Annotated in this window: 10 protein-coding genes; 1 reads left to right on the top strand and 9 read right to left on the bottom strand. The window is 58.2% G+C overall.

All coding sequences use genetic code 11. The features are described 5' to 3' along the window. Positions 1–108: 108 nt before the first annotated feature. The 9 genes from RRF56_RS22700 to RRF56_RS22660 form a co-directional block, all read right to left on the bottom strand. On the bottom strand, positions 109–2,172 hold the full coding sequence (locus RRF56_RS22700; protein WP_317035423.1) for a potassium channel family protein: 2,064 nt from the start codon (positions 2,170–2,172) through the stop codon (positions 109–111). A 129-nt stretch (positions 2,173–2,301) separates the two neighbouring features. Then, positions 2,302–4,251: an ABC transporter ATP-binding protein gene (locus RRF56_RS22695; RefSeq protein WP_317035422.1), complete on the bottom strand. Its 1,950-nt coding sequence runs from the start codon at positions 4,249–4,251 to the stop codon at positions 2,302–2,304. A 98-nt stretch (positions 4,252–4,349) separates the two neighbouring features. Then, a complete protein-coding gene (locus RRF56_RS22690) occupies positions 4,350–4,727 on the bottom strand; it encodes a hypothetical protein (protein WP_317035421.1) in 378 nt (125 codons plus the stop codon). 75 nt (positions 4,728–4,802) lie between these two features. After that, positions 4,803–6,539, bottom strand: coding sequence for a VWA domain-containing protein (locus RRF56_RS22685; RefSeq protein ID WP_317035420.1), 1,737 nt, complete (start codon positions 6,537–6,539; stop codon positions 4,803–4,805). Positions 6,540–6,574: 35 nt separating this feature from the next. Then, entirely contained in the window at positions 6,575–7,216 is a 642-nt protein-coding gene (locus RRF56_RS22680; RefSeq protein ID WP_317035419.1) for a hypothetical protein, read from the bottom strand. Between the two features lie 48 nt (positions 7,217–7,264). Next, on the bottom strand, positions 7,265–7,864 hold the full coding sequence (locus RRF56_RS22675) for a hypothetical protein (protein WP_317035418.1): 600 nt from the start codon (positions 7,862–7,864) through the stop codon (positions 7,265–7,267). Between the two features lie 109 nt (positions 7,865–7,973). Then, positions 7,974–11,147: a PAS domain S-box protein gene (locus RRF56_RS22670; RefSeq protein WP_317035417.1), complete on the bottom strand. Its 3,174-nt coding sequence runs from the start codon at positions 11,145–11,147 to the stop codon at positions 7,974–7,976. Positions 11,148–11,287: 140 nt separating this feature from the next. Continuing rightward, on the bottom strand, positions 11,288–12,505 hold the full coding sequence (locus tag RRF56_RS22665; RefSeq protein WP_317035416.1) for a M20 family metallopeptidase: 1,218 nt from the start codon (positions 12,503–12,505) through the stop codon (positions 11,288–11,290). 220 nt (positions 12,506–12,725) lie between these two features. Beyond that, the gene (locus RRF56_RS22660) at positions 12,726–12,956 is read right to left on the bottom strand and encodes a hypothetical protein (protein WP_317035415.1); all 231 of its coding nucleotides are present in this window, start codon (positions 12,954–12,956) and stop codon (positions 12,726–12,728) included. A 155-nt stretch (positions 12,957–13,111) separates the two neighbouring features. On the opposite strand from RRF56_RS22660, the gene recA reads away from it, so the two are divergent. Next, a complete protein-coding gene (recA, locus tag RRF56_RS22655) occupies positions 13,112–14,191 on the top strand; it encodes a recombinase RecA (protein WP_317035414.1) in 1,080 nt (359 codons plus the stop codon). The last annotated feature ends 61 nt before the right edge of the window (positions 14,192–14,252 follow it).

Genomic DNA, 14,252 nt, shown 5'->3' with positions numbered 1-14,252 from the left:
AAAGGCCCTGGCCTCGGCATCAAAACCGTTGAAACTCTCTATTTCTTCAGAATCTCTGCGGGCCTAAAGAGGGCAGCGATGGATGCCTGTAACAGTTGGCCCTTGCCCCTAAACCGGTGGCGGTACAACCTCGGCCTTGACCTGAGCACGGGTTAACAGTCGGCAGAGACGAAGAGCCTGATGACGGTAGAGGGGCAGCGGCAAGGTGATCGGTATCTGGGCCATCAGCTGTCGGGCCTCGCCCAGGCGGTAGCCGGAAACGCGCGCAATTTCAGTAGCCCCGTCAAACAGGGCCTGGGGGGTGAAAGCTCTTTCGAGGTGCAGGTGCCAGGTACGGGGGGCCAGTTCTCGTTGCTCAATGCGGCGCAGACCACTGATGGTCGCCAACACCACCAGGCGATCGCCCCGTTTCAGCCGAATATCGTCGGTGGGCATAATTTTGCTGGGCTGGTCCCCATGCTGGTGCCACAGGGGAACAACGCCATAGCCATAGGCCACCTCTGCCAGCAGCATGCCAATCAGGGTATCGCCGGGTTCAACCTGGTACTGGGTGATTAATACCGTTTGGTCATAGAGCCGAAACAGGCCAATGACATGTTCGCCAAAGGCTGCCCCGGCAAACGCTTCGGCGGACAGCGCCGAGGCACAGAGCACCTGGGCAAAGGGAAAAATCTGGGCGACGCGATCGGTAAACTGCTGGTCGTAGGTGCGAATGATGGCCCGGCAATGGGGGTTGAGCCGGTGGGCCAACAGCCCCATCTCCAGGTTTTGAATTTCGTCCTCACTGACCGCCACGACGCTTTTGGCGGTGGCCAGGTTGGCCTTATCGAGGGCGGCGCTGACATCGCCAGTCAGCAGCGGAATTTTAGGCAGTACGTCAGCATCAAGACCGTGGGACGAAATGCCCACGACGGGCTGGTTGAGGTCTTGGAGCGCCGCCAGCACCTGTCGCCCGACCCGCCCCAGCCAGATCACTACCACATGGTCTTGTTCGGGTACCGGCGGGCGACGCTCCATAAACTCAAACCGCAGGGTGAGCAATTTCTCGGTGAGCAGCGCATAGAGTACCCCTACAAACGCAGCTCCGGCCACCGTCAGGAGCACGCCAAAGAGTTGCAGCAGTCGGGGATAATTGAAGTCTTCTAGGGCTTCGAACACATCGCCGTATCCCCCAAACAAGGTGATAAACGTGTACAAAAAGGCCTGAAATAGAGGGATGTCGTCAGGGGAATTGGCGTCTAACAACAGCGTGCCCACCAGGCATAGGGCTAGCACGGTGATACCGCAAATCAGCGCCACCCGGCGCAGCTGCTGCCCCGAACCAGAGCGCACCAAATGGATGAAATCTCGCTTTAAGGTGGGCCAATTGCGTAGGCGAGCGATCGCCTGGCCGATCCGCCTAAGGGGCTGCTGCCGCACCGGCCTAGGGGCTTCGCGGTTGAGGGTGTGCAGCTCGGCGTCGCTTTCAATCATCACCACTTCGTCGCCCGCTCCCAAAGGAGTATCGGGTATCCAGGTGTAGAACAGGCTAGAAGGGCTGTCGGCCATCACCCAAGAGGTTTCATCGACGGGGGTATGGCACAAAATGCGGCGGTGGCCGGTATCTAGTTCGTGCAGGTGGCGGCGATCGCACCACGGATGGGTCGGCTCTAGCACCTGCTTCACGACCTGAAAGCGATGGCCATCGAGATTAAAATAGCCCACTAATGCTTCGCCAAAGGCTCCCAGGGCAAAGGCCGGAGCCGCAAGCTGAGTGGGTTCAAAGGCAATGAAATTCTGCAACTGCTGCCCCATCAGCTCGTTCAGGTTCTGCTTATCCGATCGCATCACCAGCCGCACCTTCGGATTCAGCACCCTCGCGGTCAGCGCCGCCTCCAGATTGACTCGCTCATCTTGAGTCACCAGCAGCACCGCCCGGCACTGGCGAATGCCCGCTATCTCCAGCACCTCTGCCGAGCGACAGTCACCAATCTCTAAATGGTCAATGAGCTGCCGCAGGTGGGGCACTTCCCACTGGTCGGGCAGGGTGTCGTTAATGGCATGCACCGGCACCCCAAAGCTCTTCAGGTTAGCTACACAGTTTTGGCCCAGGCTACCCAACCCACACACCAGAAAACCATCATTTGCGGGCGGAGTTTCGCGTTTTTCAGATTGCGGGGCTGCGATTGCCATGCCGTTCAAAAAAGAACAATGTCTAGAGCGACGGGGCAACTGATAAGGCTGCCCTAGACCTCAAGCCTAGGGGCCATTGTAGGAGGGGGATCAGGTTTTGCAAACAGGCCGAACACTCGAACCTGAAGCCTAAACCCCCAGTCGCTGCAACCGATACAGGCTTGAATACAACCCTTCCTGCGCCAGCAGTTCGTCGTGGCTACCCTGCTCAACCAGTTCACCATGCTTGAGCACCAAAATGCGATCGACATTGCGAATTGTTGACAGGCGGTGGGCAATAATAATCGCCGTGCGATGCTCCAGCAGGCGCTCTAGGGCTTCTTGAATCATCGCTTCGGTGCCCACATCTAGGTTGGCGGTGGCCTCGTCGAGTACCAAAATGCCGGGGTTGCGAATGGCCGCCCGAGCAAAGGCCAGCAGTTGCTTTTGTCCCCCCGAGAGATTGGTGCCCCGCTCCCGCAGTTCGGTGTCGTAGCCCTGAGGCAAATCTTCAATCAGCCCGTGAATATTAGTCTGCTTTGCCGCCTCGATCACCGCCTCTAGGGGATATTCCTCGCCCAGGGTAATGTTGCTTTTGACGTCTCCGGCAAACAAAAAGCCATCCTGCAAAATCACCGCCATTCGCTGCCGCAGCTCCGCCTGGGGCAAATCACGAATATCGACGCCATCCAGCAAAATCGCCCCTTGATTGATGTCGTAGAGGCGGCACAGCAGGCGGATGATCGAGCTTTTGCCTGCTCCGGTTGGCCCCACCAGCGCCACTTTCTCCCCAGGGCGAAGGGTAAAGGTGAGATCTTTGATTACAGGCTCGTCGGCCTTGTAGCCAAAGGTGACCTGGTCGAAGCAGATTTCGGACGCCTTGGATGGGTAGGGGGTGGATGAGTGGATGGGTGAATGGGTGGTAGATGGGGCGGCGGCTTCTAGCGGGGTAAGGTAGGTGGTGGGAAAAGCACTATGGTCAATTTCCCCGCCCCCCGCGCCCTGACTCCCTACCCCCTCACTTCCCACTCCCTCACTCCACACCTTCTCCGGGTCACGAATTTCTACGGGCACGGTAAACAGGTCGGTAATCCGCTCTACGGCAGTTAGCCCGGCCTGAATGGCGGTGAACTTGTCAGCGAACTGGCGCAGGGGATCGAATAGGCGCTGGGCAAATAAAATAAACGTAGCCAGGGTACCGAAGGTGAGGGCGTCTTCCATGACCAGCAGGCCACCGAGCCAAAGCACGCCGCCGATCGCTACTAGCGAGATCCACTCCAGCGTCGATGACACGGCTGAGTCGTAGAAAATGGTTTTGTCAACGGCGGTGATGTACTTCTGGTTGGTGCCCCGAAACATCTCGGCGTTGTAGCGTTCGCGCCGAAACAGCTGCACCACGTTAATGCCCGCCACGTTTTCTTGCAGGGTGGCGTTAAGCTCAGAGAGGTATTCGCGAGCTTTGTAGTTAGCTTTGCGATACTGCTGCTGAAAGTAAATAATCAGCCAGGTGACCGGCAACAGCAGGGCCAGCAGCATGAGGGCTAGCTGCCACTGCATGGTAAACATCACTACCAGCAGCACCAGCATGGAGATCACGTCGGTGATGATGCCCACGGCTCCGGTCGAAAAGACGTCTCCCAGGGCATCGACATCGCTGGTGATGCGGGTAATCAGTTTGCCGACGGGGGTGCGATCGAAGAAGCGCACTGCCAGGGCGGTGACATGGGTAAAGAGGTCGGTGCGAATGTCGGCGGTAATTTTTTGTCCCACCGCCTGCACAAGATAGCTCTGCAGACCATCGAGCAGCAGCCGAGTAGCCACAGTGACCACCAGCAGCCCGACCAGTAAATTGAGCCCACCCTGCAGGGTGCGCCCCTCTAAAAAGCCCATCACGGGCTCTTGGCGAATCAGAGAAATCGCCTGGCCAATCAGTACCGGCTGAAAGGCATTCGACAGCGACAGGGGCACCAGCAAAATCAGCGGTATGACCAGGGCCGCGCGGTGGCGGTAGATATAGGGCCACATGCGCAAAAACAGCCGCCAGTCGCTGTCAGTCGGGCGGGCCGTGGTGTCGCTGGAAAAGTTGGGCGTAGCGGTCATGGGGCGATGCAAATGGTGACGCAGCTTTCAGTTTAGGCCCGAATTGAGGTCGATGGCGGGGCAAGCCCTCAACCCAGCTCTCGTCGGGCTGATCTACGCTAGTTGCCGCAGGTCAGCATGGTGGCTTCGGGATAGGCTTGGGATGCCTGCTGCATTTGGGTGGGGTTGGGCCGACCAAAGGTACTGAGGGTCTCGATCTCGTCTGGGGACGGAACGCTGGTAGCCACCTCCTGGCCCAGGTCGCTGACATAGATCACCTGGTCAATGATGAGCTGCCGCTGTTCCTGCTGGTCGTAGAGATCGGCGTAGCGATCGCTGACCCGTTGCTGCCACCGGGCCGGGTCGCAATAGCTGCGATCGATGACCACTGTAACCCTAGGGCTAGCCAGTAAGTGACGCAGCCCCAACCCCAGGGCCGCAAAGGCAATCCAGCCCAGGCCGAGGGTGTAGATCAGTCGTTGGTTGGGGTTGCGCATAGGGGCAGAGGAAACAGGTTTTAAGTTTTAGGTTTTAGGTAGCTGGGTTTGGGCCATGGCTGAAGCCCAAAACCCCTAAAGATTAACCTGGAACAGATCTTTAAATAGGCTTTGCACGTTGTCTGGAGTGCCCTGCTGAACGGTCGATTCGCGCAGTTGGGCGATCGCCTGAAGTTCGTTCTGGTTGACCTCTCCGTAGGCGATCGGATAAAACCGCACGTCGCTGTAGGTCAGAATGTCTTGAATGGCATCAAAGGTGTAGCCCCGGTTGACCTCGCCATCGGTGAGCAGCAGCAGGTAAAAGCGTCCGGTAGGATCCGCTGCTTTTTTGGCCAGTAGATCGGCTAGGCCCACCATGGTGCCGTCGTACATAGCCGTAGCCCCATCGGCCTGCAGTTGGTCAATGGTGGCCAAAAACTTCTGGTGCTGAAGCTGGTCAAAGGGAGCCAAAGGTAAGCGACGCACGGGCTTATCGGCAAAGGTGACAATGCTGACGTAATTGCCCGAGTTAATTTGCCCGGCAGCCACCCGCAGGCCATCTTTGAGCGCCTGCATACGCTGCCCTTCCATGGAGCCGCTGGTGTCGATCACCAGGCTCATGTAGACCGTGCGGCCCCCGTCTTTACGCAGCTTCCAGTTTGACTGGGCGGCCAATAGAGTTTCGCCGTCGGGGAAGGGGGGTACTTGCCCAGCGGTCAAATAGTCGGTTTCGACAAAGCCCTGCTGCTGGGCCAGGGCCTGCATTTCTGCCGATTGGGCGAACTGGGCAAACCGTTGCAGGGCCTGCTGCTGCTGGGGCGTGTTCCAGTCGAAGCCGACCAGGGGGTTGTTGTGGGGCACGCCAAAGGGCACAAACTCGGTGTCGCTAAAGCCGGGCACTTGGCGCAGAGCAAGGTAATTTTGGTACTCCAGCGGAAAGGCTTGCAGGTTGCTCTGGTCGCGCAGAAACAGCTCTTGCAGGTCGAGGGTGGTGGGAGTGGTGATCAACACCTGCTGTTGAAACTGGTCAAAGACGGAGTTGACCTGGGGGGTTTGCAGCTCAGCCACGGTGAGAGTACCACCGGTTTCCTGGTGCCCGGCGGCTCGCCAGTAGAGGGTGTAGAGCAGGTTGAGCGCGGTGGAGCTGCTGTAGGGGTTGGGATAGGCGACGGTGACCTGGCCTGAGGCGATCGCATTAAGCAGTCGATCAAAGCTAACGGTACCGTTTTCGGCCAGGCCATCGTAGACCGGCTTGGGCAGCACCCAGCCAGCCGTGTTAGGCACCAGGCGATCGGCCACGGTTACCGTATTTATCCCTTGGCTCTGCACCATCGCCACCCAGAGATCGTTGGAGGGGCTATAACCAGCGGGCTGGGCTGCCCTCGCCCCCAATATGCGAGCGGCGGTACCCGAAGCCACCTGACGCACCCCCACCTGAATCACTTCCCCCGAGGGCAGCGTCTCCTGGCGCTGGTTAAAGGTTTCGGCTACTTCCACTAGCCAGCGCTCATTTTGGCGGTTGACGTTGGCCTTTTCCGATGAGCTGTAGATTTCTAGATAAACCGTGTTGCCGCCGCTGGGCTGGGCAGCGTAGAGGGGTAAGGCATTGATATCAGGCAGCGGATCTTCTATCTGGTCGGTGGTGTAGCGGCTGGCCAACTCGTCTGAAATCAAGTCTTCGCCTACAGTGATACGGGGCATCACCGACTGCTCAAGCACTTGGCGCGCACTGTCTAGGGAGTCTACCCGAGGCACCTCGTTGCCAGGGGCGCAGTTCCACAACAGGACGGCGCAAAGACCAAGCAGGAAGGGGAAAAGAGGAAGACGGCGCATGGTGAGAGAGTGAAGAAGGTAGGGTGGGAAAGGGTCTAGGGGGCGTCTTGGTTGTTTTGCAGGATGATTTTGTTGGCGTCGACGAGGGTTTGCAGGCGCTGGGGCAGAGTGGTGTCGCTGGAGTTTTCTAGGGTGGAGAGGGCGATCTGATCTTGGAGCTGTTGCAGCTGGGAGTGGGTGGCCTGGAGGCGATCGCGGCTGGCCTCTAGGCGCTGCTGGGCCATCTGCTGGTAAGCAGGGGTTTCAATCTGGTCGAGAATTGCTAGGCCATCGGCCACCTGGCCCGACAGATCGAGCACCGTATGCATTGCCTCAAGAAGCTCAAGCTGAAGGAGAGAGTCGCGATCGTAAATGCGGCTGGCAAACCGCTGGGATTCAGTCGCCCAGACCTGCACCTGCTGCCAGGCTTTTTGCGATTTGGGCGGCACCCGCTGCCCCAAAATACCCAACTGGCGGGCAAAGATTTGCTCGTTGAGCAGATCGCCATCGTTAGCCGCTTGGGGCTGAGCGCGAAAGCCCATGGCCCAACTGCTGACCATGGCGACCGCCACCCCCGCACCCGCTAAACCGGCGATTGGCTTTGGCCCAGCCAGCCAAATCAGCAGCGCATAGCCCAGGGCGGTGCCGCCCAGGAGCAGGTAAGTCTGAGGTAACGTCCAAAGGGATGATCGGCGCATACTACTAGCATTCCCACGCCATCGCTATAGTGCTACCGCTACTGTAGCCTAAGGCACGGTTAGAGTACTGCCCAAAGCGGTGATGGCGTCCGAGAGCTGAGCTTCGGCCGCTTGAGTAGCGGCTACCAAGAGCAAAAACACCTCTGTGCCCCGCTGGCGGGCAAAGATTTTGCCGGTAATTGGCTGAGGTGGAGTTGCCCCCTGGCTTAGCCGCCCTGCCCAATTGATTCTTACCCCACCGCCGGGGATGGGCTGCACATCGCCCGCGACAAAGCCTTCGCCATTGCCAAAGGTGCTTTGGGCCGCCTGCATTAGAGCGGCATTGGGGGTATCGGCGGTGGGTAAAGGAGCGACTGCCACGGTGTAGGCCAAGCTGCCATCGGTCGACTGAAACAGGGGGCTACCCGCCGCCGAACTGACCGTAAAGCCTTCCAAAATGCCAATTTGAAAGCGTCCCTGGGGGTCGGAAAAACTGCCGCTGACCATGGGTAACGCCGGGGCCAGTTCGGGTGGGGGAGCATTGCCCTGGGCCTGGGCTAAAGGGGCGATCGCCCTCAGGTAGCCACTGCTAACGGCGATCGTTTGGGTGAGCAGCACGCCTACCACCAGGGCGATCGCCCCCATAACTAGCCTGTTCAACCGCCGCATACGTTGCCCCATTGCCTAGTCTAATTTGCTCATCGCCAAGCATAACAACTCTGATAGAGGTCAACCGGGCTACGCCATTGAAGTTAACCTTAGGCGGGAGATCGCAGGGCTACAGGGCGACAAGCACCTGGTTGCGACCGGCGGCTTTGGCCCTATAGAGAGCCGCATCGGCAGCTTTGATCAGCGTTTGAATAGTGCTGCCGTGCTGGGGAAAGCTGGCCACCCCAAAGGATGCCGTGAGGGAATCAAGGCGCTGACCTTGGTGATGGGGCCGTAACTGACTAATGGCCACTCGAATCACTTCGGCCCGGGCGATGGTTGCGGCGAGATCCGCCTCTGGCAAGATCAAGGTCATTTCTTCGCCCCCGTAGCGACAGGCAATGTCAGAACTGCGCACGTTCTCCTTGAGTAAGGTGCCGACCAGTTGCAGCACAAAATCGCCGATGTCGTGGCCAAAGGTATCGTTAAACTGCTTGAAATGGTCAATATCAAGCATGATCACGCCGATAGAATGCTGTTTTCGCTGGGCTCGTCCGATCTCTCGAGTGAACGATTCTTCTAGATAGCGGCGATTATAAAGGCCAGTCAGTGAGTCGCGGATGCTCTGGTTTTTGAGGGTTTCTTGCAGTTTGAGGTTGGCGATCGCCATGCCCAACTGCTCGGCTAAGGCGCGGGCGAGCTGCTGCTTGGGCTCAGATAGGGCCTCCGTAGTTTCGGTGCTGAGGTGCAATAATCCTAGGGTTTCTCCCTGGGCCAGCATGGGGATACATAGGGTAGCCTCAATCTCGACCTCGGCTGGCACGTGGGCACAGCGAAGACTGTGGCGATCTGGCCCGACGTGGTGCGTTCGACCCCGGCGCAGCGCCCAGCATTGATCGGGCTTAAAACGGGTGTCTGAATGGAGATGCCTACCCCAGCTATTGACAATTGCTAGGCGATTGTGGGAGGCATGGGTGATGAAAATACCGCCGGAGCATTTGGGAAAGAGGGTTTCAACCAGGTTGGTGATGGTATGACAAGCTTCTTCTATCGTTGAACAGGCCTGGAGATAATCGCTGATTTCGCTCAAGATCACCATTTCGTTGTGGCGCTGATCGAGGTCGGCTACCCGCGCTTCGAGCTGTTGATTGACTTGGTATAAGGTTTGTTCTGACTGTTTGAGGCTGGTGACATTGCGAAAGGTGACGGCAAAGCCATCTCCTAGCTTGACGGCTACCGTTTCAAACCAGGATTCAATGCCGTCGTGGTTATAGTAGAACTCCCGTCGGTAGGGCTCCCCGGTTTCGACGGTGTGAACGTAGCCATCAAACAAGCCTTCTTCAAGGTTGCCGGGCATTTCATCGAGCAGGCGTTTGCCGACTAGATAGGCTTCGGTGCGTCCCACCAGGTCGCAGGCGGTAGGATTGCTCAACAGCCACTCAAAGTCAACAATGGTGCCCTGCCCATCGCGCACCGAGCAAAAGGCCATAATGCCGTCAAGGGAGCTATTGAGCACGCTGCTGAGCTGCATTTTAGAGGTCTTTAGGGCCTCTTGAATGGTAATGATTGGGGTAACATCGGCAAGCAGGCCGATGCATCCGGCATAGGTGTCGTTTTCGTCAAGCATCGGAGTTGCCGACACCAAGGCCCACAGCACGGTCTGGTCTTGGCGGCGAAACTTGAAGGGGTGCTTTTCTTCAATCCCCTGCCGTCGGCATTCTAAATAGGTTTTGGCTTGGGCTTGGTCTTCGGGGGCAATAAAGTCCAGCAGGGCAGTGCTGGCCATGTCTTCGATGCTGTAGCCCAGCATGTCGGCCATCTGCTGGTTAATGAAGGTGGTTTTACCTTGGGCATCCAGCATCCACACCCCTTCTAGGGTGGTCTCAATAATGTTGCGGTATCGAGCCTCGCTGCGCTGAAGTGTTAATTCGACCTGTTTGCGATCGGTAATGTCTGTGGCCACATAGGAAAAACAAGGCCGTTTGCTCTCAGCAATGCCAATAAATGACACTACAACCGACAGCCAAAAGGTGGAGGTGCCAAAGGTATGGGCATAGTCAAACTGCACCGGTTGGCCGGTAGCCTGGCTCTGGCGATAGTGGGTAACCCAGACCTGAATGTAGTCTGGAGGCACACCTAGATTGCTGGCCCATTGCCCCTCTAGCGCCTCGACGGTGGTATTAAAAAAGGCGGCCGTTGCCTGGTTATCTGAGATGTGCAGAATGTCGTGCACCGACAGTTCCACTACCCCCATCATTAGCGGTGATGAATCGTAGAAGCTCCGTAAGATGGCGGTCTGCTCTTGCAGGGCTCGCTGGGCCTGGCGCTGGGCAGTAATGTCTCTGGCAATTTTAGAAGCCCCAACTACCGCACCGGTTTCATCCTGCACGGGAGACATGGTTAGCGCTACCTCCACCAGGCGACCATCTTTACACTGGCGCTGGGTTTCGTAGGTTGCAATCGGTTTGCCCTGATGCAGTTGCTGAAAGAGCAGGGCGGCGTCGGCCTGACGATCGGGCGGAATGATTAGGGTGATGGGCTGGCCAATCGCCTCGGCGGCACTGTAGCCAAAGAGCCGTTCGGCGGCCTGGTTCCAGCTGGTGATCAGGCCGTCAGATGTTTTGCTGATGATCGCATCTTGGGAGGTCTCGACAATGGCCGCCAACTGAAGCCGCTGATCGCGACTTTGGCGCAGCATGGTTTCGGTCTGGGCCTCTAAATTGGCTTTGGCCGCTTGCAGTTGCGCCTTCAGGTCGGCCTGGTAAAGAGCGATGCCCACCTGAACAGCCATCTGCTGTAGGTTGGCCACGTCCTCTGGTAGCCAGGGCCGGGGAGCAGTGCAGCTATGGGCAATCAACAGGCCCCATAGCTGAGTCTCACACAGCACCGGTACAATCAGGCTGGCCTTGACCTGAAACTGAGCCAGAAACTCGGCGTGGCAGGGGGTGAGGTGAGCAGCGGCAACATCGGCGATCGCCCACACCTGCCCCTCGTCGTCGGGGGGCAGTCGGTCAGCCTCAGACCAGGGATCATGGACGGTTTGCCCCGCCATTGACCACTGCGGATTCTGCACAGCTTCAACGACGACTTGACCGCTGTGGTCGGTGGCAAACTGATAAAGTAGAGCGCGATCGCAGTCTAACAGCCTCTGAACGGCTTCAACGCTGTTCGTCAAAATCGTGGTCAGATCGAGGGACTGGCGAATTTGCCGGGCGATCGCCGCGATCGCCTGATGCCAAGGGGCGATCGCAGTGGGAGTGGGGACGTCAGGGCCACTAGCCACCCGGTTGCTGATGCCTGCCATTTTGCCCACCCTTAACACCTGTCCTATTGTCGATTACCGCTGCATCACATCGGTAGTTTTGCAATATCTTCAGGTTTAAGGTTCCCTGACGAGGAAATTCTTGACCAAAACCGCTCGTTCAGCGAAGGATGGCTGCGGCCTCAACGCCTAGGGCAGTACGCTTCCACACAGCGCACAAACATCTCTACCCCCAGTCCGAGGGCCGTTTCGTCGAAGTCAAAGCGGGGGTGATGGTGGGGGTAGGCCAGGGCCTTTTCGGCATTGGCCGATCCTAGAAAGAAATAGCACCCCGGCACCTCTTGCAAAAAGAAAGCCATGTCTTCACCCCCCATCGTGTGGCAGTCGGGCACCACCCCGGCGGCGGTTTCTACCACCGAAAGGGCCACCGATCGCACCAGATCGGCCATGGCCGCATCGTTGATCACAGGCGGGTACAGCGCCCGGTAGTCGAAGTCGTAGCTGGCCCCGTGGGCCTGACATATGCCCCCGATGATCTGCTCCATCCGGGGGGCAAAGTAGTCGGCGTAGGCGGGGTCAAAGTAGCGCACGGTGCCGCCTAAGGTGGCACTGTCGGCGATCACGTTTTGGGCGCTGCCTGCATTAAACTTGCCCACGGTCACCACCGCCGCCTTGGTGGGCTCAATGTTGCGGGCCACGATGGTTTGCAGGGCACCGACAATTTGCGCGGCCACCACAATCGAGTCTACGGTCTGGTGGGGTAGTGCCCCATGGCCGCCCTTACCCTGCACGGTGCAGGTGAAAAATTCTGAGGCAGCCATCAGCGCCCCCGTGCGCACGCCCACTGTCCCCAGGGGCAAATTGTTCCACAGGTGGAGTCCAATCATGGCCTCCACGTCGGGGTTTTTCAATACTCCAGCCTCGATCATGGGTTTGGCCCCACCTGGCCCCTCTTCGGCAGGCTGAAAGATCAGCTTGACTGTGCCCGCAAAGCTGTCGCGGTGGGTGGCCAAGTAGTGGGCGGTACCCAGGGCGATCGCCACATGACCATCGTGGCCGCAGGCGTGCATCACACCGTCGTGCTGCGAGCAGTAGGGCACGGCATTTTCTTCCTGAATGGGCAGGGCATCCATGTCGGCCCGAATGCCCAGCACCGGTCCGGGGCGCGTCCCTGCAATGACGGCTACTACACCGGTTTTGGCAATGTGGCGCTGGTGGTCAATGCCCCACTCGGTAAGGTGATCGCAGATAAAGTCGGCGGTGAGCCATTCTTTAAACCCCAGTTCGGGCCGCTGGTGAATGCCGCGCCGCCAGGCCACCAGCCGATCTTGCAGCGATTGAATTGTCGGACGAATGCGATCGCGGTGGATGGGCAGCGGCGGCGCAGTGGTGGCAAACATGGCAGAGCATCTAGGGGGTGAAGGAAGTCAACGGGTTTCCCTGGCGAGAAAACCCTATCACCAGCATAAACCAGTCACCTAGCTCCTAGGATCCGGTCACAGCAGTCCAGAAACTCACCTCGGTATAGTCTGTACCCCGCCAACCACCTGGAGCTACCGCCAGAGGGCGAGCCGTGGGGTAGAACGCGATCGCCCTTCCCCCAGCCATGACTCGCAGTAATTACTCATACAGGCGGCAGTGACTAAAGTCGATCTGGGGGCCGATCGAATAGTGCACCAGGCTACGCCCTGCCGCTAGGGCCGCCTGACGGGTGGGGTAGGCCTCGCCGTCGGTCAAGGCCGCCAGTTCCGGTGTGATTACCCAGCAAAAGTACCCCACCGAGCGGCGACGGGTGACCGCCACCAGCCACTCCGGAAACGCGATTAACGTATTGACTCTGTCGATGGCCATGGGCTTAACCGCCTCAGCATGGAAGGATCTGGTGCAGTTAGACTGCCGAAACCCTATAAGCTACCTATTGCTATTGAGTGCAATTGTACTATACTGTGGTTCTGGAGACAACTGTTTTGGGGTACAGGGTCTTGTCCTACAGCACTGAGGCAACTATGGCGGTAAAAAAAGGCAAAGAACAAAGCGAAAAAGAAAAGGCCCTCACCCTGGTGCTGGGGCAAATTGAGCGCAACTTTGGCAAAGGGGCGATCATGCGCCTGGGCGATGCGGCTCGTATGAAGGTTGAAACGATTTCTACCGGGGCTTTGACCCTCGACTTGGCCCTGGGCGGCGGCCTGCCCAAGGGGCGTGTGATCGAAATCTACGGCCCAGAAAGCTCGGGTAAAACCACCGTGGCCCTGCACGTGCTGGCCGAGGTGCAGAAGATGGGCGGGGTAGCGGCCTTTGTCGATGCTGAGCACGCCCTTGACCCCATCTATGCCGCCGCCCTGGGGGTAAATGTAGAAGAACTGCTGGTCTCCCAGCCCGACACCGGTGAAATGGGGCTAGAGGTAGTCGATCAACTGGTGCGATCGTCCGCGATTGACGTGGTCGTCGTTGACTCGGTTGCGGCCCTTGTGCCCCGCGCCGAAATTGAAGGGGAAATGGGCGATGCCCACGTGGGCCTTCAGGCCCGATTGATGAGTCAGGCCCTGCGAAAAATTACCGGCAGCATTGGTAAATCGCAGTGCACCGTGATCTTTTTGAACCAGCTGCGGCAAAAAATTGGCATCTCCTACGGTAACCCCGAGGTCACCACTGGGGGTAACGCGCTGAAATTCTACGCCTCGGTGCGGCTCGACATTCGCCGCATTCAAACCCTGAAGAAGGGCACCGAGGAGTATGGCATCCGTGCCAAGGTCAAGGTCGCCAAGAACAAGGTCGCGCCTCCCTTCCGCATCGGCGAGTTTGACATTCTCTTTGGCCAGGGTATCTCTACCATGGGCTGCCTGGTAGATCTGGCAGAGCAAACCGGGGTGATTGTCCGCAAAGGGGCCTGGTATAGCTACGAGGGCGACAACATTGGTCAGGGCCGCGAAAATACCATCCAGCGATTGCAAGAAGACGCCGCCTTTGCCCAAAAGGTCGAAGCCCAGGTGCGAGAGAAACTGGAGATTGGCGGAACCGCCGTGGCGGTAGCTGAGGACATTGAAATCGAGGTTGAAGACGAAGCTTACCCGGATGAAGACGAATAAAAACTTTGGCCTAAAGTCTTATAGCCATAGTCACTTGGGTTAGGACATCCAGATACCTTAA

It is taken from the genome of Nodosilinea sp. E11 (assembly GCF_032813545.1).
In the GTDB taxonomy this organism is placed as follows: Bacteria; Cyanobacteriota; Cyanobacteriia; order Phormidesmidales; family Phormidesmidaceae; genus Nodosilinea.
Note: the sequence above shows the minus strand (reverse complement) of the source record. Positions and strands in the feature narration are given on the sequence as shown.

What these genes read in the sequence shown, in the direction of transcription:
- recA (WP_317035414.1), top strand. Translation starts at nt 13,112, where the DNA reads ATGGCGGTAAAAAAAGGCAAAGAACAAAGCGAAAAAGAAAAGGCCCTC.
- RRF56_RS22700 (WP_317035423.1), bottom strand. Translation starts at nt 2,172, where the DNA reads ATGGCAATCGCAGCCCCGCAATCTGAAAAACGCGAAACTCCGCCCGCA.
- RRF56_RS22695 (WP_317035422.1), bottom strand. Translation starts at nt 4,251, where the DNA reads ATGACCGCTACGCCCAACTTTTCCAGCGACACCACGGCCCGCCCGACT.
- RRF56_RS22660 (WP_317035415.1), bottom strand. Translation starts at nt 12,956, where the DNA reads ATGGCCATCGACAGAGTCAATACGTTAATCGCGTTTCCGGAGTGGCTG.
- RRF56_RS22670 (WP_317035417.1), bottom strand. Translation starts at nt 11,147, where the DNA reads ATGGCAGGCATCAGCAACCGGGTGGCTAGTGGCCCTGACGTCCCCACT.
- RRF56_RS22690 (WP_317035421.1), bottom strand. Translation starts at nt 4,727, where the DNA reads ATGCGCAACCCCAACCAACGACTGATCTACACCCTCGGCCTGGGCTGG.
- RRF56_RS22675 (WP_317035418.1), bottom strand. Translation starts at nt 7,864, where the DNA reads ATGCGGCGGTTGAACAGGCTAGTTATGGGGGCGATCGCCCTGGTGGTA.
- RRF56_RS22665 (WP_317035416.1), bottom strand. Translation starts at nt 12,505, where the DNA reads ATGTTTGCCACCACTGCGCCGCCGCTGCCCATCCACCGCGATCGCATT.
- RRF56_RS22685 (WP_317035420.1), bottom strand. Translation starts at nt 6,539, where the DNA reads ATGCGCCGTCTTCCTCTTTTCCCCTTCCTGCTTGGTCTTTGCGCCGTC.
- RRF56_RS22680 (WP_317035419.1), bottom strand. Translation starts at nt 7,216, where the DNA reads ATGCGCCGATCATCCCTTTGGACGTTACCTCAGACTTACCTGCTCCTG.